We start from the raw sequence: 19,033 nt of genomic DNA, 5'->3' as shown, positions 1-19,033 counted from the left end.
ATTTATTCTCCTTGTTTTATAATACTTTCGATAGTTCCCACCGGCTCAAAAATGCGTTAGCCTCCCGACCAAGGGAGAGGGTGTCATGATCATTGTCACCGGGAGCATCACCGCCAAGGAGGGGCAGTTCGAGCCGTTGCGCGACGCCTGTCTCGCGCATGTCCGCCGCTCGAGGAGCGAGGACGGCTGTATCAGCCACGCGGTTCATATCGATGCCGAAAACCCGCTCCGGCTGGTGTTTTTCGAGGAATGGCGCGACCTGCCCGCACTGCAGGAACATTTCGTCACGCCCGGAATCGCCGAGCTGATGGACGCGGTCCGCGCGTACGCCGCGTCGAGCGAGAAGATCACCACCTACAGCGCGCAAAAGGCGCCGCCTCAGGAATAGTCGATACTCGGATACCAGTCGGTGCCGCGCCCGGCGGGAATCGTGTCGAGCACATTCCATAAAGGCGACATTTCGGGGGCGCCGCGCGGATCCTGGCCCGGGTCCTGGGTTCCGCCCAGTTCCGATCCCCAGAAATGACGGATAGTGCCGTCCTCGTCCCTGGTGAATACGTCGTAGGACGGCCAGTCGCTGTCGTCGTGCCAGGCATTGTGATCGCGCCCGAATGCCTCGCTCGTGTCGCTATAGAGCGGCAGGCCGCGCCAGCCGCGCTCCTTGGCGAAATCGTACAGCCGTTCGACCGGCGACCGCGCGATCACCGCCAGCGCCACCTTTTGGCGCAAGTCGAGCGCGTTGGCCGCCAGCGCCCCGAGAAACTGCGTGCACATCGGGCATGGCCGCGCGCGCTCCGGGCCGAACATCCAGCAATAAGTGACGAGCGCGTCATGGCCCTCGAACAGGTCGGCCAGCCCGACCTCGCCGTCCTGGCCCCGGAAGCGATAATCCTTCGCGACCACCGGACCAGGCGGCAACGCTCGGCGCTGCGCTGCCACGCGTTCGAGGTGCCGCCGCAACTCGACTTCCTCGGCCAGCAGCCTCTTGCGCGCCGCGGCGTAATCGGCGCTTTCGCCCGGATAGGGATGATGTGCCTTTTCGGCGAGCTCGGTAGCGGGAGCGAGCGACGTGACGTCGGCTTCGGCCATATTCCTCTCCATTTCGCGCCGTCAAAGCGTTCGAAGCCGGAGTCGGGTTCCTATCACCCTGCAGTGGGATCGACCATGATCTTCACGTGGTTCTCGGGATCGCCGAGGTCGGTGAAGGCTTGCGCGACGCCGCTCAGATGGACCGTCCCGGTGATGATCCGCCCGACATCGATCGTCCCCTCGGCGATCTCGCCCAACGTCGCGGCGAACTCGTCGGGCGTGTAGCCGTAGACGAATTCCAGGTTGAGCTGCTTGGTGATCGCCATCGACGGACGAAAGCTGTCGGGCTCCATGCAGACGCCGGCGACGACGATCTGTGCGCCGGGCGGGCAATCCTCGATGATCCGCTGCACCATGCCGGGCACGCCGACGCATTCGAAGATGATCGGCCGCGCATGCACTTTCCCCGCGATCCGGGCGATATGCGCTTCGGCCTCGGTCGCCGGAACGCCATAATCGGCCCATTTCCTGTGCGGCCCCTCGACCGCGGGATCGACGACGACGTCGGCGCCCATCCGCTCGGCCTCGGCGCGGCGGCGCGGGGAGAAATCGGCGGCGATCACCGGTCCCTTGCCCGCGATCTTGAGCGCGGCGATAATCGCGAGACCAACGGGTCCGCAGCCGATCACCAGCGACGCCGATCCGGGTTCGAGCGCCGCCCTGGCCACGGCGTGCGCGCCGACCGCAAAGGGCTCAGTCAGCGCGGCGAGGTCGTCCGACAGGCCGTTGGGCACCTCCAGCAGCAACCTTTCGTCGAGCAGCATCCGCTCGGCGAATCCGCCAGGCGCAGAGGGCGAATAGCCGACGGGGTGATAGCCTTTGGCGGAATTGGTGACGGGGACCGAGACGACTCGCGTTCCCGGCTTCAGCCGGAGCGGCGTATCGGGACCGTAATCGAGGATTTCGGCGCAGAATTCGTGCCCCATCACCATGTCGGGCAGCGGCCGCGGCGTGCCGCCGGCGCGCTCGGCGACCATTTTGTCCATATGGTGGAGCGCATGGAGGTCGGAGCCGCAAATGCCGCACCGCAGCGTCCGCACCAGCACTTGCCCCTTGTCGGGTGTCGGCTCGACGATCTCGTCGAGCTCCAGCCGCTGTCCGCGCTTGACCACCGCCCGCATCATCCGACTCCCCGCCATTCTTCGTATCGGCTTCCACACGGCGTGCGTGGACTTTCGCTCATGGCGTTTTGGGCTTGAGGCCAGCTTCGATCATCATTGCGTTAAATGCCTGCTTGTCGAAAGCTTGATCCAGACCCGACAAATTGGCCTGCACGCCGGGATCTCCCATCAGGGTTTGCATCGCGACCTTGCCGAGAAGTTCGAACGCGCTTTCAAGCGATTGCTGCCCGTCATATTTGAGTGCCGCCACGGTCTCCGCTCGACAATCCTTGGTGATGAGCCGGTTGTACATCTTGCTTGTGGACAGGTTGACCTCGGTGCGTTGCGCCGCGCTAACGTTGGACATGTCCTTGATCTTGGAACTTGCGGACATCGCGACGAATATCCACTTCGCAAGCAGCAAATTGTCTGCTTCGCTGGTATGACCGACGATGCATTTTGTCAGATCGTCACCATACGGGCTGGCGGATGCCTGGCCGGGCATAATGGCGGCAGCGAGTAGAACGGCACCAAGTAAACTCTTCATTTTTTGCCCCCGAAAGAATCGATAACGTCAATCGTCTTCGTCTTCATATCCCAATAACGCCAACGCGCGAGCCTTGATCTGCCGCGTCTCGCACCAATGGATCAGCGCGTCTTCGCGGCCATGCGTCACCCACACTTCCTTGGGCGCGATCTCGATCAGCGTTTCGGTCAACTCGTCCCAATCGGCATGGTCGGACAGGATCAGCGGCAGTTCGACCAGCTTCTGCCGTGCGCGTTGGCGGACGCGCATCCAGCCGCTGGCCATCGCCGTGATAGGGTCGGGCAGGCGTCGCGACCAGCGATCGTTGAGCGCGCCCGGCGGACATAGCACGATCCGCCCCTGCAACTCCGCTTTGGCCACTCCGGTCGCGGGACGAAGCTCGCCAAGATCGACTCCCAGTTCGACATAGAGATCGCACAATCGCTGCAAGGCGCCGTGGATGTAGATCGGATCGTCGAACCCCATGTCGCGCAATTCGCGGATCACGCGTTGCGCCTTGCCCAGGGCATAGGCGCCGACCAGTACGCAGCGATCGGGATTGGCGCGCGACGCGGCGAGCAATTTGTCGATCTCGTCATGCGTCTCGGGATGACGGAAGACGGGCAGTCCGAACGTCGCCTCGGTCACGAAGACATCGCATTTCACCGGCACGAACCGCGCGCAGGTCGGGTCGGGGCGGCGCTTGTAGTCGCCCGATACGACGATCGTTTCGCCGCGATACCTGAGCACGATCTGCGCCGATCCCAGCACATGGCCGGCGGGGACGAATTCGACCTCGACCCCGCCCATGTCGCGTGGCTCGCCGTATTGGACGGCGTGCCCGGCTTGCGGACCGTAGCGCGCCTCCATGATCGCCAGCGTTTCCGGCGTCGCCCACACCGCCTCGTGCCCGCCGCGAGCATGGTCGGCATGACCGTGCGTCACCAGTGCGCGCGGGCTGGGGACCGACGGATCGATCCAGACACCGGCCGGCGCCACATAGATTCCCTGTGGATGGGGCGTGATCCAGTCGCCGAGCTTGGTCATCACGCTAATATGGTCGGCGCGGGCGCAGGGTTCCACCCGTCACCATCGCCAATCTCGGCGCCAGCCCCGGCGCGACCATGGCGCACTTGCCGGTTCGCATCCTATATCGTCCGCGTGACACTTCCCCCCCAGCCCCTGACCGACTGGTTCGCCGCGCGCGGCTGGCGTCCGCGGCGGCATCAGCTCGAGATGCTCGACGCCGCGCGGGCCGGGCATCACGCCTTGCTCGTCGCGGCGACCGGCGCCGGCAAGACGCTGGCGGGATTCCTGCCCTCGCTCGTCGAACTGATCGAGAACCCCACCGAGGATCTCCACACGCTCTATGTCTCGCCGCTCAAGGCGCTCGCGGTCGACGTCCAGCGCAACCTCCTCACTCCGATCGAGGAGATGGGCGTCGATATCCGCGTCGAGACGCGCACCGGCGATACGCCGAGCGACCGCAAGGCGCGCCAGCGCGTGCGCCCGCCGCAGATCCTGCTGACCACACCTGAATCGCTGTCGCTCCTGCTCAGCTATCCCGACAGTTTTCTGATGTTCGCCGGGCTCAAGCGGGTGGTGGTCGACGAAGTCCATGCTTTCGCCAGCGGCAAGCGCGGCGACCTCCTGTCGCTGTGCATGGCACGGCTCCAGCGGATCGCGCCGGACATGCGTCGCGCCGCGCTTTCGGCGACCGTCGCGGATCCCGACGCCTATCGCGCGTGGCTCGCGCCCGATGGCGATATCGACATGGTCGACCTCGTGCTCGGCGAGCCCGGCGCCGAGCCCGACATTGCCATCCTGCTGCCTGAGGGCCGTGTCCCCTGGGCCGGCCATTCGGGCCGTTACGCCGCTGAACAGGTGATGGCGGAGATCGAGACGCACCGCACGACGATCGTGTTCTGCAACACGCGCAGCCTGGCCGAGCTGATTTTCCAGGATCTGTGGAAAGTGAACCTGATGTCGCTGCCGATCGGCGTGCATCACGGCAGCCTGTCGAAAGAAGCGCGGCGCAAGGTCGAAAGCGCGATGGCGGCGGGTCAGTTGCGTGCCCTGGTCGCGACCGCCAGCCTCGATCTAGGCGTGGATTGGGGCGACGTCGATTGCGTGATCCAGATGGGCGCGCCCAAGGGCTCGTCGCGCCTGTTGCAGCGGATCGGCCGTGCCAACCACCGGCTCGACGAATCGAGCGAGGCGATCATCGTCCCCGGCAATCGCTTCGAATATCTCGAAGCACGCGCGGCGATTGACGCGGTCGAGATGGGCGAACTCGACAACGAGCCCTTCCGCCTGGGCGCGCTCGACGTGCTCGCGCAGCACGTCATGGCCTGCGCCTGCGCCGCACCATTCCAGGGCGACGCGATGCTGAGCGAAGTGCAAGGCGCTCTGCCCTATTCGGCGCTCGATGCGGAGACGTTCGAGCGCGTGCTCGGCTTCATCCGCGATGGCGGCTATGCCCTGCGCGCCTATGATCGCTTCAAGCGGCTGACGCAGGAACCCGACGGGACGTGGCGCGTCAGCCACCCGCGCTTCGTCCAGCAGCATCGCCTCAACGCCGGGATCATCGTCGAGGCGGCGATGCTCAACGTGCGGTTCAAGAACGGCCGCCTGCTCGGCAAGGTCGAGGAAAGCTTTGCCGCCACCTTGTCGAACGGGGATACCTTCTTCTTCGCCGGAATGAGCTGCGAAGTGATCCGGATCGACACCGAGGACGTGCTGGTCCGCGCCTCGACCCGGCCGGCGCGGATTCCGACCTATGGCGGCGCGCGCATGCCGATCTCGACCCACCTTGCCGACCGGGTGCGCGGCTTTCTCGCGCATCCTGAGGAATGGGCGCGCTTCCCCGATGATGTGCGCGAATGGCTCGAAGTGCAGTCCTACCGTTCGCGCCTGCCCGAACCCGGGCAATTGCTGATCGAGACCTTCCCGCGTGACGGGCGCCAGTACATGGTCGCCTATAGTTTCGAGGGCTGGAACGCGCACCAGTCGCTCGGCATGCTGCTCACCCGGCGGATGGAGACGCAGGGGCTGAAACCGCTGGGATTCGTCGCCAGCGATTATGCCATCGGCTGCTATTCGCTCGATCCGGTAACCGATCCGGCCAGTCTGTTCTCACCCGATATCCTCGAGCACGAATTCGTCGATTGGGTGCAGCAATCGCATCTGCTCAAGCGCGCGTTCCGCGAGGTCGCGGTAATCGGCGGCCTGGTCGAGCGCCAGCATCCCGGCAAGCGCAAGACCGGCAAGCAGGTCACCTTCTCGACCGACCTGATCTATGATGTGCTGCGCAAATACGAACCCGGCCATTTGCTGCTCCAGGCCGCCTGGGCCGATGCCCGCGCCCGGATGACCGATGTCGGGCGCCTCGCCGATCTCCTCGACCGCGCCGGCGATACGATGCTGCACGTCACGCTCGACCGCGTGTCGCCGCTGGCGGTGCCCGTGCTGACGCTGATCGGGCGGGAGAATGTCGCGACTGGCCTCGCTGACGACGCGCTGCTGATGGAGGCGGAGAGCCTCGCGCAGGAAGCGATGCGGCTCGACTAAGCGTCCGCCATGCGGCGTATTATCCGCTTGGTACACGTCCGAAACGGGCGTATGATCCGGCCATGCGCGGGTTTATTCCCCTGCTGGCGATGAGCGCCGCCGCTCTGGCTGCATCGAGCTTGGCCGCGCAGCAGATCGCAGCGCCCGGGCCTGTCGCCGCCCCCCAACCGCCCACCGCCGCTGCCAGCCCCAGCCTGGACATCCTCAATTTCCGCGAGCGCAGCGACAGGATGACCGTGCCGGTACTGATCGGCGCGCACGGACCGTTTCCGTTCGTCGTCGATACCGGCGCCGAGCGGTCCGTGGTCTCGCGTGAATTGGCCGGATTTCTAAAACTGCCCCTTGGACAACCGGCGCGGGTGTTCGATTTCACCGGCCCGGCCGACGTCGCCACGGTGAAGGTGCCGTCGTTGAGCGCGGGCGCGCTCGGCACCAGCGGCATGGAAGCGCCGCAGCTATTGATGGCCGATATCGGCGCGCCAGGCATGTTGGGGATCGATGCGCTTCAGGGCCAATCCGTCGTACTGGATTTCTATCGGAAGCGAATGGTTCTGAAACGTGCGCACCGGCACGCATCGGGCGACGTCGTCATATCGGCGCGATCGCGTACCGGGCAGCTGATCGTGACCAAGGCCTGGTTCAACGGCCAACCGATCGCCGTGGTGATCGATACTGGATCGTGGCTCAGCGTGGGTAATAGCGCGATGCTCAAGCTCGCCAAGCGCGCTCCACGCTCTTACGGTCCGGTTGTCGTTACCGCAGTGACTGGCCGCTCATTCACCTCTGATTTCGTGACGGTCAGCGACGTGCGGGTTGGTTCGGTCAACTTCAACAATTTCGGCATGGTGTTCGCCGACGTGCCGCCATTCGGCCGTTTCGGATTGCGCGATAAGCCGGCGCTCATCCTTGGCATGAGTTCGCTTAAGCTTTTCAGTCGCGTAGAGCTCGATTTCGTCAACCGGGAAGTCGGCTTCACGATGGCGCACAAGGGAATAGACGTACACGATACGTGCCGCACCAGCGCGGCATGCCGAAGTATCAGAACTTAGTATCTCAATAGCTTACGCAGGTCAGTGACACACTGGGCTTGAGAACATATAAGGAACGGGTGGCCCAGCTCGACACCCGTCAAAAACTCGAAATCCTCGCCGATGCCGCCAAGTACGATGCCTCGTGCGCGTCCTCGGGGTCGGTCAAGCGCGACTCGCGTGGCGGCAAGGGAATCGGGTCGACCGACCAGGGGATGGGCATCTGCCACGCCTACGCGCCCGACGGCCGCTGCATCTCGTTGCTCAAGATCCTGCTGACCAACAGCTGCGTGTTCGATTGCCATTATTGCATCAATCGCAAGAGCTCGAACGTCCGCCGCGCGCGCTTCACCACCGATGAGGTGGTCCAGCTCACGCTCGCTTTCTACCGTCGAAACTATATCGAAGGACTGTTCCTGTCCTCGGGCATCATCCGCTCGTCCGATTACACGATGGAGCGGATCGTCGAAGTCGCGCGAAGCTTGCGTGAGGATCACGATTTCCGCGGCTATATCCATTTGAAGACCATTCCCGACGCCGATCCGGAACTGGTCCATCGCGCCGGGCTCCATGCCGATCGCGTGTCGATCAATGTCGAGTTGCCGACCCGCGCCGGGCTCGAACGGCTCGCGCCCGAAAAGGACGCGACGCGGATTGAAGGCGCGATGGCGGGGATGAAGCGCGATATTGTCGATGCGGGCGATGCCACACGAAGGTACAAATCCGCCCCGCGTTTTGCGCCTGCTGGCCAATCGACCCAGATGATCGTTGGCGCCGACGCCGCGACCGACCGCGACATCGTAACGCGCGCCGCCGGGCTGTACGGCAAGTTCGACCTGCGCCGCGTCTATTATTCGGCTTTCTCGCCGATCCCCGATGCCAGCGCGGTGCTGCCGCTGAAGCGCCCGCCCTTGATGCGCGAGCATCGGCTTTATCAGTCCGACTGGCTGATGCGCTTCTACGAGTACACGTCCGATGAGGTTGCGGCGGCGGCCGACGATACGACCGGCATGATGCCGCTCGACATCGATCCGAAGCTAGCTTGGGCGCTGAAGTTTCGCGATCGTTTCCCAGTCGACGTCAACCACGCCCCGCGCGAGGCGCTGTTGCGCGTGCCGGGGCTCGGTACCCGCGCTGTCGATCGTATCCTTGCGGCGCGGCGATGGCGGCGGCTGGCGCTCGCCGATGTCGGCCGGCTGACCGTTTCCCTTGCCAAGGTCCGGCCGTTCCTGATCGCCAGCGATTGGAAACCCGTCGCGCTCTCGGAGAAGGCCGACCTCCGTTCGCTGGTCGCCCCCAAGGCGAAACAAATGGAGTTGTTTGGTTGAGTGGGTGCTGATGCGAATCGTCACGCTGGAGGCGGAGGACGATTTCGACGGCTGGCGCGACGCCGTGCGCGGGCTGGTGCTTGACCAGGTGCCGCCCGACCAGGTGGTGTGGCAAGTCGGCGGCGACGATCCAGGCGAGCTGTTCGCGGGACAGATGCCGGTGGTCCCCGCCGATCGCGGTGCTTTCTCGGTGCCGCGCGCGTTCATCGACCTCGCGCGCTCGGCGACCCTCCATTCGGAACGCCAGCGCTTTGCCTTGCTCCATGCCCTGCTCGTCCGGGTGCTGCGCGAGCCAGGGCTGATGGAGGACCAGGCCGATCCGCAGGTCCGCAAGATCGAGGGCCTGGCGAAAGCGGTCCGCCGCGACATCCATAAGATGCGAGCGTTTTTGCGCTTTCGCGAAGTTCCGCACCCCCCTGCGCAGCCATTCCAGCGATGCTGCGCATCGCCGGAACCTTCGGATGCTCCGCCCGCTCCCCCACCCGACCGCCCACAGCATAATTTGGGTGGTCGGGTGGGGGAGCGGGCTGGCACCGCCCAAAATAGTTCCGGAATGCGGTACGTCGCCTGGTTCGAGCCAGAGCATCATATCGTCCGCGCCAATGCCGGTTTCTTCGTCGATCGCTTCGCGACAATGCGCTGGTCGATCCTGACACCTGAGATCTCGATCCACTGGGACGGCAAGCGGCTCACCCAAGGACCAGGTGCGTCAAAGGCGGACGCACCGGAGGGCGATCCCATCGAGGCGGTCTGGAAGACCTATTATGCGTCGATCTTCAACCCGGCACGGGTCAAGGTCGGTGCGATGCTCAAGGAGATGCCGCGCAAATATTGGAAAAACATGCCCGAAACCGCGTTGATACCCGAGTTGATCGCGGGGGCGCAGGCACGGGAGCAGGTGATGGTCGCGACGGCGCGCGCGAAGTCCGGAGACAATGTCGAGGCCGCTTGGGCTGCTTTGCGCGATGAAGCGATGCAATGCCGCCGCTGCGATCTCTACAAACACGCGACCCAGACCGTGTTCGGCGAAGGGCCGGTCGACGCCGACCTGGTGTTCGTCGGCGAGCAGCCCGGCGATCAGGAGGATCTGGCCGGCAAGCCGTTCGTCGGTCCGGCCGGGCAGATGTTCGACCGTGCGTTGGCGGAGGCAGGGATCGACCGGGCGCGCGTCTATGTCTCGAACGCGGTCAAGCATTTCAAATTCGAGCAGCGCGGCAAACGCCGTATCCATTCCAAGCCGGACGCCGGCGAGATCAGCGCCTGCCGCTGGTGGATCGAGCAGGAACTCGCGCTGATGAAACCGCGTGTGACAGTGGCATTGGGCGCGACAGCGGCGCGGTCTTTATTCGGCAAGGTGATGACGATCAGCCGCGAACGTGGGCGCCCGCACGATCTGCCCGGCGGCGGCGAAGGCTGGATCACCGTCCATCCGAGTTTTCTGCTGCGCTTGCCCGACGAAGAGGCGCGGCGCGAGGAATTCGCGAAATTCGTCGATGACCTTAAGGCGGCGGCGAAGCGGATGCGCGACTGACCGCATCTTCTCCACGATCGAGCCGTGGCCCGTCCGCAGGGCTCTGACAGCTAGAAACGTAAAGCTTGCTGTCGTGTTACGGCAGTACAAGTCGCGGAAACAGCGCCGCAACAAGGGACAGCCAAGCTGACCCAGTGACAAACTTGTGCGACAAATCGGGCCTAGCCCGGTCCCGGCGCTACAAAGGGGACGACATGGCGGCTGGCGGCGGCCGGAATTTCAAGCAGGCGGGGTGTTGATGGCTCGCCCCGAGAGCGCCGCGGCGGAGCGGCGCGACATGCCGTTGCTCGCGCGGCGCGTACCGCTCTGGACGCTCGTGCTCGCGGCCAATCTCGGGCTGATCCTGACCGTGGCGATCGCGGCGCTCGCCCGCAGCGCCGAAAAGCACGGTGCGCTCGGTATGATCGCGGTACAGGTCGCCGAAATACCCGACACGATCGGCGATTGGTGGAAAGGCGCGGCGCCGTTCACCACCACGCCCTATCAAAAGCTCCCCGCCGGGTTCCGCCGCAACGCCCTGCGGTCCTTTGTCGATCCAGGGTATGCGCTGATCACACCCTATAACACGAAACGCGGCCGCGCGACGATCCAGCTGATCCGCCTGTCCGACGGCCGGATGCTCAAGGAATGGCTGCCTGACGTCGCGGCGATCAATGCGCGATCGCATTTCCATTCGGCGATCGTCGACCTGAATCGCGACAAGAGTGTCGACCGGATGCGGCCGATGCATCCGATGCTGCTCGCCAATGGCGACCTGCTGATCCACGACAACACCCCTTTGTCGCGGATCGACGGCTGCGGCCAGCCGCGCTGGGTGATCGACGGCATCTTCCACCATTCGCTCGAGCGCGCCGCCGACGGCAGTTTGTGGATTCCCTACCGCTTGACGCGGTCCAACGTTCCCGGCGTCGGCGCCAAATTCGCCGATGAGGCGCTGGCGCAAGTCGACGAGAAGGGGCAACTGATCCGTGTCGAGCGATTGATCGACATCCTGGACCGCAACGATCTCGGCGGGCTGTGGCGCGGCCGGCCCTATGAGGAGGATCCGTTCCACCTCAACGATATCGAGCCGGTGCTGACCTCGGGTCGTTATTGGCAGCAGGGCGACGTCATCCTGTCGCTTCGCAACATGTCGCTGATCGCCCTCTATCGCCCGTCGACCGGCCGCATCCTGTGGACGCGCGCGGGTCCGTGGTCGGCGCAGCACGACGTCTCGATCCTCGACGACCATCGCATCATGGTGTTCGACAACCACGTGCGCTGGGGCGTGGCGGGGCGCCGCGTCGACGGCAATAACCGCTTGCTGATCTACAATCTGGCGACCGACAAAGTGAGCTCGCCGCTGGCCACCACCTTTGCGGTGCGCGGCATCACCACCGCGACCCAGGGCCGCGCCACGCCGCTGTCGAACGGCGACGTGATGGTCGAAGAGACCGAGCGTGGCCAACTCATGCGGATCGCCCCTGACGGCAGCCTGCGCTGGCGCTACGTCTCTGCCGACCCCTCCGGCCGCCGCTTGTGGCTGAGCTGGAGCCGCTATCTCGACCCCGATGATCCGGGGGTCCTTTCCGCCGTCAAGGCGGCCACTGCCAGGGAGCAATGCACATGACCCTTCACCGCATCTCCGCGCTGACCGGCGCGATCCTGCTGACGATGATCCCGGTGATCGCCCAGGCCTATAGCGGCCCTGGGGTCGGGCTCGGCGCAATCGGCGTCGTGCTGGGCATTGTCGGCTCGGTGTTCCTGATGACCGTCTCGCTGGTCTGGTATCCGGTCAAGCGGTTGATCCGCGGCTTGCGCCGGCGTCCCGCCCCGCCGCCCCGGCCACGCGACAGCAAGGCGTGATCGCGTCGATCGCACCGGTCTTGCTTCTGTTCGCTGCTATCGTCGCGGCGGGCGAAATCGCGCGCCGGCTGCGGATAGTGCCGCGCTTTGCCGTGCTGGCCGCGCTTGGCCGCCGTGCTGGCGCGGTGCTCGCTCGGCGCGGCGTGTCCGATCATTTGAAGGAACGCGCAACCCGCGTCCTTGCGCGCCGCATGATGGCATCGTCGCTGACCGCGGGGGCGATCCTGGCGCTGGTGATCGCACCGGTCGTCTTGCTGCTGCTGATCGACGGGGCCGTGCCGCTCGGCGTGCGTGCCGCCTTTTTCGACTGGGAAGCGCGCCTCCTCATCCTTTTCGTGAGTCTGATCTATGTCCTCGTCCGATGGCGGATCGGGCGGCGGCGGCTACAGCCGCGCTGACCGCCTGCTCCACCGCCTGGCGATGAACCCGGCGGTGCTCGACCTCTCGTTCGATCTCGAACGTTCGCGTTACGGCGCCAATGCCCGCGCACGTGACGGCGGCGCGCCGGTGTTCGTAGCCGGAGTGGCACGAGCCGGTACAACGGTCCTGCTCCGCCTGCTCCACGACAGTGGCCAATTCGCGTCGCTGACCTATCGCGACATGCCGTTCCCGCTCGCGCCCAATAGTTGGCAGAAAATGAGCAGGCGGTCGCGGCGCGATCTGGCGGCGCAGGAACGCGGCCATGGCGACGGCATCGTACACGATCTCGACAGTCCGGAAGCGATCGAGGAAGTGTTCTGGCGCACCACCGAAGGCAAGCGCTACATCACGCGCACCCATCTCCATCCGCACGCTCCGTTGCCCGACAGTGTCGACGCGTTCCGCGATCTCGTCGCTTTGGTTCGCCGTCGCTATGATCGGCCGCGCTATCTGTCGAAGAACAATGCCAATGTGCTGCGGCTCGGGGGAATCGTCGCGGCGTTTCCGGATGCGGTGCTGGTCCATCCGTTTCGCGACCCGCTGCAACAGGCCGCCTCACTGCTCAACCAGCATCGCCGCGCGGTCGAGCTGGGCCGTGCCGATCCCTTCCGAGCGAGTTACATGCGCTGGCTCGGCCATTACGAATTTGGCCGCAGCCACCGCCCGCCGCTGATTCCGGGCGCACCTGCCGCCAGCGAACCGACCGACCGGATCGATTATTGGCTGGCGATCTGGGGCGCGGTGTACCGCCTGTTGCTCGATCAGCCAGGGGCGGTCGGTGCACGGCAAATATTCGTCGATTACGATGCGCTTTGCGCGAAGCCGGCCGCCGGCGTCGCGCGGATCGCCGCCGCGGCCGCGGTGCAGCTGGGCTCGGGCGATGGCCTCCGACCGCCGCCGGTACATGCGGTCGAAGGCGCGAGCGGTGACGTCCTCGCCGAGGCGCGTGCGGTCCATCGTCAGCTGGTTACACGCGCCAACTAAGATCACCGCTCCCGATTGCCGATTGACCCCAGCGGCCATTCTGCGCATCGACCGGGCCCATGATCGAGAAAATCCTCGCCGTCCTCGCCGGCTTTACCATCTGGGTCATTTCGACCGGCGGCTATCTCGGCATCGTACTGCTGATGGCGATCGAGAGCGCGTGCGTTCCGCTGCCGTCCGAAATCATCATGCCGTTCGCCGGCTATCTGGTCTCGACCGGGCGGTTCGACCTGTACCTTGCGGCAACCGCGGGCGCGATCGGATGCAATCTCGGCTCGATCGTCGCCTATGAGATCGGCAAGCGCGGCGGCCGCCCGCTCGCGCTCAAATGGGGCAAGTATGTGCTGGTCGGCCCCGGCGAGATCGATGCCGCCGACCGCTTCTTCGAACGGTGGGGCTCGATCGCGGTGCTGATCGGCCGGCTGCTGCCTGTCATCCGTTCTTTCATCGCCTTCCCGGCCGGCGTTGCGCGAATGCGGCTGGTGCCGTTCCATATCTACACCTTCCTCGGCTCCTGGCCGTGGTGCTTCGGCCTCGCCTGGATCGGTATGAAGCTGGGCAAGGCATGGGATAGCGACCCGCGGCTGAAGGCGGCGTTCCACTCAGCCGACGTGGTGATCGCGGTGGTGCTGGTCGCGGCGGTCGCTTTCTACCTCTGGCACCGCCTGCGCGGCGTCAGGAAAAGCCCAGGCGCGCCGCCGCGGCCCTGAACTTTTCCTCACGATCGGGGGCGAGCTGCGCCGCCCGCCGCTGATAAGTCGCGACCAGCTCGGGGCCGGCTTTTTCCGGCGACCCCGCATCGAACGGCGGCGCGGGGTCGTATTCCAGGCTGAGCTGCACCGCCTTGGCGAATTGCGGGCTGCGCACCTCCGCCATCAAGGTCAGCGCGAAATCGATTCCGGCGGTTACTCCGCCGCCGGTCACGCGATTGCGGTCGACCACGACCCGCTCGGGCACCATCTCCGCCCCGAACATCGCGAGATAGTCGCGCCACGACCAATGCGTCGCCGCGCGATAGCCTTTCAGCAGACCTGCCGCGCCGAGGATCAGTGATCCGGTGCATACGCTCGTCACCCAGCGCGCCTCGGCACCGATCGAGCGGACCCAGGCCATCGCCTGATCGTCGGCAATCACCTCGGTCACGCCCATTCCGCCGGGCACGCACAGGATGTCGGCGTGCGATATCTCGGCGAAGGTCGCGGTCGGCACGATCGCGAAGCCGGCATCGGTCGCAACCGGCGCGCGATCCTTCCAGACCAGATCGAGCGTCACATTCCCCAGTCGCGACAGCACCTGCGCCGGCCCGGTCAGGTCGAGCTGGGTGACGTTGGGGAACAGCAGGAAAGCGACGGAGATCGGCGGAATGCTGGCCATGAGCGGACTCCTTGTCGATGCGCGGATGCCCAGGCGAGCGGCGTTGGTTCAGCCTGCGCTCCCTTGTGGTGCCCCACGGTTTCGCCAGTCACGCAGCGAGGCGGAGTGTATCGTGGGCGAGCGAGCAGGCCAAGCGCGGTCTGTCGTTTATGCGAAGTTCGAGATCGCGGAGGCGAGGCTGCGCGTCCAACGGGTCGGCAACCAATCCCTACGCCGAACCCTTATCGCTATGCGAACAAGGCTGGCCACTGCCATGCGATCAGGCCCGCAATGACGATGAGTGCGATCGCCGTGGCAAGAACCGCCATCCAGCGCGCTCCGCCGGGCCGACCGTCGACCTCCGCTTCGTCCGCGTCGTCGTCCGTGGCGGGATAGAGCGTCGGCAGATCGATCGCGATCGGTCGATCGACGGGCGTGGCGACCGCAACCGCGACCGTCGGTTCCAAATGGACGGAAGCAGCAAGATCATTGGGTGTGGCGACTGCGGGATGGTCGGGTTCGGAGACGGCCGGATCGTCGGGCCCGGGGATGGCGGTTGGCCGGGCATCGCCTGGCCAGCCGCCGCCCGCCAGGGCATGCTTTTCGACCGCGATGGCGGCCTTTTGGAGCCCTATGAAGCCGGACAGCGCCGCATCGCCGGCTGCGTGCGTGGGGGCGTCGTCCAGGATGGCCGCGAGCTCCGCCATTTCCGCCTCGATGTCGAGCAGGGTGTCGAGCGCCTGCATCGCGGAGCGACGGTTCGACTTGTGGAGCGCGAGCTGCAACCGCACCATGGTCAACTGGCTCGCCCGCGCCAAGTCCCACCCGGCACGTAATGCGACTAATTCGTCGATCGTTTTTGGATCGGTCGATCGGCTCACCGAAGAACCGGCGGCGGGTGTGTTCACGGCGTCGTTCCCTGCTCCTATCGCAGACGGATAGACGCCGCATCGCGTGGAATGGGAACCGCAATCTGGCGATCCGTTGGAACCCCGCGCCCGATTGCCGGCACGACCGATTGGCGAGGGGGGACGGTGGCCCGCTGCTGAAGGGGTCTCCACCCCCTGAATTGCGACGCTGCATGCGATAACCCATCAATATCCTTGGCGCTTTGTTCAGCGCTTGCGGTCGACGGCGAGGTTCGCCTGCCGTTGGGAGTCATTTGACTGCTCGGTAGGCCGCCGCGCCAGCAACGCGGAGAGGAGCATCAGCGCCACTGTCAGATATGCCCCCGCCCCCACGATCGGACTCCATCCCAGGAAATCGCTCGGCAACGTCCTGAGCGCACCTGCCTTCCACGCCGTTAGAATCGGGTCGGCCAGAGGAAAGCGATAAGTATCCGGTGTGGTGATGTTCGCCGCTGCGATCATCAGGTTGATGACCACCGACACCAGTAGCAACGCGACCGTCACCGCGCGCTCCCACGCGAACCTCAACCTCGCCCAGAACGGCGCCAGGCCGATCGCGATCAGGCCGATCGCGGGGACCGAGTGGCGCGGGCCGGTCGAGTGGCCGCCGTCCCAATAGACGTACGCCGAATTGACCAACAGGACAGTGAGCGCCGCCGCCGCCAGCATTATCGCCAGCCCGCGATGCTTCCGACCCAGCAGCCATAATCCCACCGTCGCTGGGATCAGCACCGGTGCCACCCACAGCAATCCGCGGCGCATGCCGACCAGGATCTTCAGCAACACCATCGGCTTGGGGCTGGTCAGACCGAACAATCCCTGATCCATCCCGGCGAAGCCGACTACGCCCTGATAGCCGAGCCGAAATGGCGTACCGAACGCGATCATGTTGTAGGTCATGAACGGCACCAACAGCGTCACCAATCCGGCGACCGCCGCTGCCGCCACCGCGCGCCGGTCGGCCCGCCACAGTCGGAGCGCTCCCCAGATCGCGATCACCGACCCCGCCAGCGCCGCCTCGAACTCGATCAGCACCGCCAGTCCCAGGGCCGCGCCGCCGATCGCCGCGAAGCGTATCGCGTGTCCCTCGCCCGCGCGCCAAAGGGCCCAGACCGCGATCACGAACAATCCCGCCACCGGCGCATGCCCGAACAGGGTGGTCGACCAGCCCCATACCGGCGTCCCCAGCGCGAAGCCCAGGCTCGCGACCAGCGCGTCGCTCGCGCTCCCGGTCAGCCGCAACCCGAGATCGTGCATCGCCAGCCCCGCCAGCGCGGTGATGACGGCGCTCACCATCGCCACCGCCAGCCGCAGCCGGATGGTCATGAGATGCTCGAACTGCGCGTCGTAAAGGGTGGGTGGGATATATTCGATCGGCGGACCGATCTTGTCGGCCAGCGCCATTGCCGGCAGCGACAACAAGGTCATCCCCGGCGCCTTGTCCATATAGACATGGCCGTCGAACTCGGCCTTGTCGATCGTCAGCGCCTGATACGCATCGATCCGGGCATCGCCGCGCTCGACCAGCGCCATGCCGGCGTACATCCGTGTCGCATTATTGGGATTGAGCGCCCAGGACCCGAACCAGGCGCAGGACAGCCAGACCAGCGCGAACAGCAGCAATCGCGTCCGCGCCACGCGTCTATCCGAACAGCCAGCCGCCGAGCAGCCGGAACGGCGGCAATGTAAAGAATCCAGCGATCAGCAGCGCACCGGTCACCAGCCCGCGTACCGTCGCGCGATGTCGCGCCACCTGATGCGCGCGCGCCGTCAGCCACACGCGTGGCGCCATGATCAGCGTGAAGATCGACAGGATGTGGATGATGCTGAAATGGCCGGGATTGATCGTCTTGACCAAGAGGCTGAGCGCGGCGGTCGCGACCATCGCCGCCACCCAGATCTTGCCCAACAGGCGATGGGTCTTGGTCCCGCGCGGCCTGAGCAGCATCCACGGCGTCAGCACCAGCGCAACCAGGACGGTCACGAGATGCGCCCAGACGATGCCCGGAACCTGCGGCCATTGCGCCACGCCCCGCGCCAGTGCGGCGAGCACGATCGCGAGCAACAGCAACGCCGCGCCCGACAGCGCCTTGTCGTACCAATTGGGCGCGAGCGAGCCGACCTTCGCGTCGGCTTTCATGAATAAGGTTGCCATCGATCCCCCATGGTGTCGGGGCGAATCTAGAATCGGTTCCAGCGCGAGGGAAGGGAACAAGTGGTCCTGGCGCACGGCGGCACCACCGACGTCACCCCGGCCTTGTGCCGGGTGTGGATTCACATTCGAAGTGCAACGAGTTGAGGAAGGCTTCGGCGGGGGTTTGGAAGCCGAGGCATTTTCTGGGCGTGTTGTTGTGGCGAGCGATGATGGCGTCGAGGGAGGATCGCGGCAAGGCGTTGAGGTTGGTTTTTCTGGGGAGGTCGCGGCGAAGTCTGCCGATGGCGTTTTCGATGCCGCCCTTTTGCCAGGGCGAGTGCGGGTCGCAGAAGAAGGTCTGGAGGCCGAGCTGGCGAGCGATGTGGTGATGGCGGGCGAACTCGGTGCCGTTGTCGAAAGTGATCGAGCGCCGCATGGTTGGGGGCATGGGTCTTAGCATGCGGGTGAGTGCTGCGGCGACGGGATCGGCTTTGAGGTTTTGCTGAGGCATGGCGATGGTGAGGCGGGATTGTCGCTCTTGCGCGACGAGGATGGCCTTGCCGGGGGCGGAGAAGAGCATGCCATCTGCCTCCCAGTGGCCGGGTACCTGGCGGGTGGCGATGTCGAGAGGGCGATCGTGGATCGAACAACGATCGGCGATGCGCGGCCATCCGCCGCCCTTGTTGCGCCGGCCGCGTTTGTATTTGGAGCGGGGCAGATAAAGTCGCCAGCGGCGTTCATTGGTTCGTTTCAGCTGGGCATAGACGAAGCGGTAGATGGTCTCGTGGCTGATCACCCGGTGCCCTGCTTGATGGGGCGAGGCGCCCGGCTATCTGTTCGGGTGACCAGCCCTCGCCAAGGCGGTTGAGGATCTCTTCGCGCAAGACGTCCTCGCGCTCCAGGCGCGCTCCATGCCAGCGCCTGGCCCCTGCCTGGGCCTGGGCGTAGCCGGGTCGGTATCCGACCTTCGATCCGCTGTTGCGGCTCAACTCGCGGGAGATGGTCGACGGCTGGCGATCCAGAGCTGCAGCGATTTGCCGGATCGATTGCCCGGCTTCGCGAAGCCGGGCAATCGAACACCGCTCCTCAAGCGATAACTGACTGTAACTCGACATGGCACCACCTGCTTGAGGTGTTGCACTTCGTTTGTGAACTCAGAGGGGTCCACTCCTCCACTACCGAAATGAGGTGTTGTTGCACGTTGGATGCCGGGACAA

Annotated in this window: 18 protein-coding genes, 1 pseudogene and 1 riboswitch; of the genes and pseudogenes, 10 read left to right on the top strand and 9 right to left on the bottom strand. The window is 65.4% G+C overall.

The genetic code is table 11. The annotated features are described in order from the left end of the window. Window positions 1-85 precede the first annotated feature (85 nt). Window positions 86-388, top strand: coding sequence for a putative quinol monooxygenase (locus SPR01S_RS15420; RefSeq protein WP_066590921.1), 303 nt, complete (start codon window positions 86-88; stop codon window positions 386-388). Here the strand turns inward: SPR01S_RS15420 and SPR01S_RS15415 are convergent. From SPR01S_RS15415 to SPR01S_RS15400, 4 genes are read right to left on the bottom strand one after another with little or no spacing between them, the layout of a single operon-like run. Next, window positions 379-1,089, bottom strand: a complete 711-nt coding sequence (locus SPR01S_RS15415; protein ID WP_066590919.1) for a DUF899 family protein — start codon at window positions 1,087-1,089, stop codon at window positions 379-381. The two genes, SPR01S_RS15420 and SPR01S_RS15415, sit on opposite strands and share 10 nt — an antisense overlap. Before the next feature lie 53 nt (window positions 1,090-1,142). Then, complete coding sequence (locus SPR01S_RS15410) at window positions 1,143-2,210, bottom strand: zinc-binding dehydrogenase (protein WP_066590949.1); 1,068 nt, start codon at window positions 2,208-2,210, stop codon at window positions 1,143-1,145. 58 nt (window positions 2,211-2,268) lie between these two features. After that, window positions 2,269-2,736: a hypothetical protein gene (locus tag SPR01S_RS15405; RefSeq protein ID WP_157082288.1), complete on the bottom strand. Its 468-nt coding sequence runs from the start codon at window positions 2,734-2,736 to the stop codon at window positions 2,269-2,271. 27 nt (window positions 2,737-2,763) lie between these two features. Beyond that, entirely contained in the window at window positions 2,764-3,762 is a 999-nt protein-coding gene (locus SPR01S_RS15400) for a ligase-associated DNA damage response exonuclease (protein WP_066590947.1), read from the bottom strand. Window positions 3,763-3,876: 114 nt separating this feature from the next. On the opposite strand from SPR01S_RS15400, the gene SPR01S_RS15395 reads away from it, so the two are divergent. The 9 genes from SPR01S_RS15395 (at window position 3,877) to SPR01S_RS15355 (ending at window position 14,131) form a co-directional block, all read left to right on the top strand. Continuing rightward, the gene (locus tag SPR01S_RS15395; RefSeq protein ID WP_245662038.1) at window positions 3,877-6,285 is read left to right on the top strand and encodes a ligase-associated DNA damage response DEXH box helicase; all 2,409 of its coding nucleotides are present in this window, start codon (window positions 3,877-3,879) and stop codon (window positions 6,283-6,285) included. A 62-nt stretch (window positions 6,286-6,347) separates the two neighbouring features. Then, window positions 6,348-7,334 carry an aspartyl protease family protein gene (locus SPR01S_RS15390; RefSeq protein ID WP_066590914.1) on the top strand — a complete coding sequence of 329 codons (987 nt, stop codon included), beginning with the start codon at window positions 6,348-6,350 and terminating at the stop codon, window positions 7,332-7,334. A gap of 59 nt (window positions 7,335-7,393) precedes the next feature. Next, the gene (locus SPR01S_RS15385; RefSeq protein WP_066590912.1) at window positions 7,394-8,641 is read left to right on the top strand and encodes a putative DNA modification/repair radical SAM protein; all 1,248 of its coding nucleotides are present in this window, start codon (window positions 7,394-7,396) and stop codon (window positions 8,639-8,641) included. 10 nt (window positions 8,642-8,651) lie between these two features. Continuing rightward, a complete protein-coding gene (locus tag SPR01S_RS15380; RefSeq protein ID WP_066590909.1) occupies window positions 8,652-10,172 on the top strand; it encodes a UdgX family uracil-DNA binding protein in 1,521 nt (506 codons plus the stop codon). 238 nt (window positions 10,173-10,410) lie between these two features. Then, the gene (locus tag SPR01S_RS15375) at window positions 10,411-11,781 is read left to right on the top strand and encodes an arylsulfotransferase family protein (RefSeq protein ID WP_066590907.1); all 1,371 of its coding nucleotides are present in this window, start codon (window positions 10,411-10,413) and stop codon (window positions 11,779-11,781) included. Further along, window positions 11,778-12,017: a hypothetical protein gene (locus SPR01S_RS15370; protein ID WP_218016767.1), complete on the top strand. Its 240-nt coding sequence runs from the start codon at window positions 11,778-11,780 to the stop codon at window positions 12,015-12,017. Before SPR01S_RS15375 ends, SPR01S_RS15370 begins: the two co-directional genes overlap by 4 nt. Beyond that, window positions 12,014-12,415, top strand: coding sequence for a hypothetical protein (locus SPR01S_RS21660; RefSeq protein WP_066590904.1), 402 nt, complete (start codon window positions 12,014-12,016; stop codon window positions 12,413-12,415). The genes SPR01S_RS15370 and SPR01S_RS21660 overlap by 4 nt, the downstream gene beginning before the upstream one ends. Next, entirely contained in the window at window positions 12,366-13,421 is a 1,056-nt protein-coding gene (locus tag SPR01S_RS15360) for a sulfotransferase (protein WP_066590902.1), read from the top strand. The genes SPR01S_RS21660 and SPR01S_RS15360 overlap by 50 nt, the downstream gene beginning before the upstream one ends. A gap of 59 nt (window positions 13,422-13,480) precedes the next feature. After that, entirely contained in the window at window positions 13,481-14,131 is a 651-nt protein-coding gene (locus SPR01S_RS15355; RefSeq protein WP_066590901.1) for a DedA family protein, read from the top strand. Here the strand turns inward: SPR01S_RS15355 and SPR01S_RS15350 are convergent. From SPR01S_RS15350 to SPR01S_RS15330, 5 genes and pseudogenes are all read right to left on the bottom strand, one after another. Then, complete coding sequence (locus tag SPR01S_RS15350) at window positions 14,097-14,795, bottom strand: DJ-1/PfpI family protein (protein WP_066590899.1); 699 nt, start codon at window positions 14,793-14,795, stop codon at window positions 14,097-14,099. The genes SPR01S_RS15355 and SPR01S_RS15350 overlap by 35 nt on opposite strands. 20 nt (window positions 14,796-14,815) lie before the next feature. Further along, a riboswitch (ZMP/ZTP riboswitch) is annotated at window positions 14,816-14,897 on the bottom strand. Window positions 14,898-15,022: 125 nt separating this feature from the next. Next, the gene (locus tag SPR01S_RS15345; RefSeq protein WP_157082286.1) at window positions 15,023-15,682 is read right to left on the bottom strand and encodes a hypothetical protein; all 660 of its coding nucleotides are present in this window, start codon (window positions 15,680-15,682) and stop codon (window positions 15,023-15,025) included. A gap of 207 nt (window positions 15,683-15,889) precedes the next feature. After that, complete coding sequence (locus SPR01S_RS15340; protein WP_084251228.1) at window positions 15,890-17,320, bottom strand: glycosyltransferase family protein; 1,431 nt, start codon at window positions 17,318-17,320, stop codon at window positions 15,890-15,892. A gap of 4 nt (window positions 17,321-17,324) precedes the next feature. Beyond that, entirely contained in the window at window positions 17,325-17,837 is a 513-nt protein-coding gene (locus SPR01S_RS15335) for a DUF2306 domain-containing protein (protein WP_066590895.1), read from the bottom strand. Between the two features lie 91 nt (window positions 17,838-17,928). Further along, window positions 17,929-18,931, bottom strand: a pseudogene (locus tag SPR01S_RS15330) (IS30 family transposase). Between the last annotated feature and the right edge of the window lie 102 nt (window positions 18,932-19,033).

Origin of the sequence: Sphingomonas pruni NBRC 15498 (assembly GCF_001598455.1) — a bacterium.
Taxonomy (GTDB): Bacteria; Pseudomonadota; Alphaproteobacteria; order Sphingomonadales; family Sphingomonadaceae; genus Sphingomonas; species Sphingomonas pruni.
The sequence above is the reverse complement of the archived record's forward strand: the minus strand, read 5'-3'. Positions and strand labels throughout refer to the sequence as shown.

Excerpts from the sequence above, each read along its gene's own strand:
- SPR01S_RS15420 (WP_066590921.1), top strand. The coding sequence starts at position 86 with ATGATCATTGTCACCGGGAGCATCACCGCCAAGGAGGGGCAGTTCGAG.
- SPR01S_RS15415 (WP_066590919.1), bottom strand. The coding sequence starts at position 1,089 with ATGGCCGAAGCCGACGTCACGTCGCTCGCTCCCGCTACCGAGCTCGCC.
- SPR01S_RS15410 (WP_066590949.1), bottom strand. The coding sequence starts at position 2,210 with ATGCGGGCGGTGGTCAAGCGCGGACAGCGGCTGGAGCTCGACGAGATC.
- SPR01S_RS15405 (WP_157082288.1), bottom strand. The coding sequence starts at position 2,736 with ATGAAGAGTTTACTTGGTGCCGTTCTACTCGCTGCCGCCATTATGCCC.
- SPR01S_RS15400 (WP_066590947.1), bottom strand. The coding sequence starts at position 3,762 with ATGACCAAGCTCGGCGACTGGATCACGCCCCATCCACAGGGAATCTAT.
- SPR01S_RS15390 (WP_066590914.1), top strand. The coding sequence starts at position 6,348 with ATGCGCGGGTTTATTCCCCTGCTGGCGATGAGCGCCGCCGCTCTGGCT.
- SPR01S_RS15380 (WP_066590909.1), top strand. The coding sequence starts at position 8,652 with ATGCGAATCGTCACGCTGGAGGCGGAGGACGATTTCGACGGCTGGCGC.
- SPR01S_RS15375 (WP_066590907.1), top strand. The coding sequence starts at position 10,411 with ATGGCTCGCCCCGAGAGCGCCGCGGCGGAGCGGCGCGACATGCCGTTG.
- SPR01S_RS15370 (WP_218016767.1), top strand. The coding sequence starts at position 11,778 with ATGACCCTTCACCGCATCTCCGCGCTGACCGGCGCGATCCTGCTGACG.
- SPR01S_RS15360 (WP_066590902.1), top strand. The coding sequence starts at position 12,366 with ATGTCCTCGTCCGATGGCGGATCGGGCGGCGGCGGCTACAGCCGCGCT.
- SPR01S_RS15355 (WP_066590901.1), top strand. The coding sequence starts at position 13,481 with ATGATCGAGAAAATCCTCGCCGTCCTCGCCGGCTTTACCATCTGGGTC.
- SPR01S_RS15350 (WP_066590899.1), bottom strand. The coding sequence starts at position 14,795 with ATGGCCAGCATTCCGCCGATCTCCGTCGCTTTCCTGCTGTTCCCCAAC.
- SPR01S_RS15335 (WP_066590895.1), bottom strand. The coding sequence starts at position 17,837 with ATGGCAACCTTATTCATGAAAGCCGACGCGAAGGTCGGCTCGCTCGCG.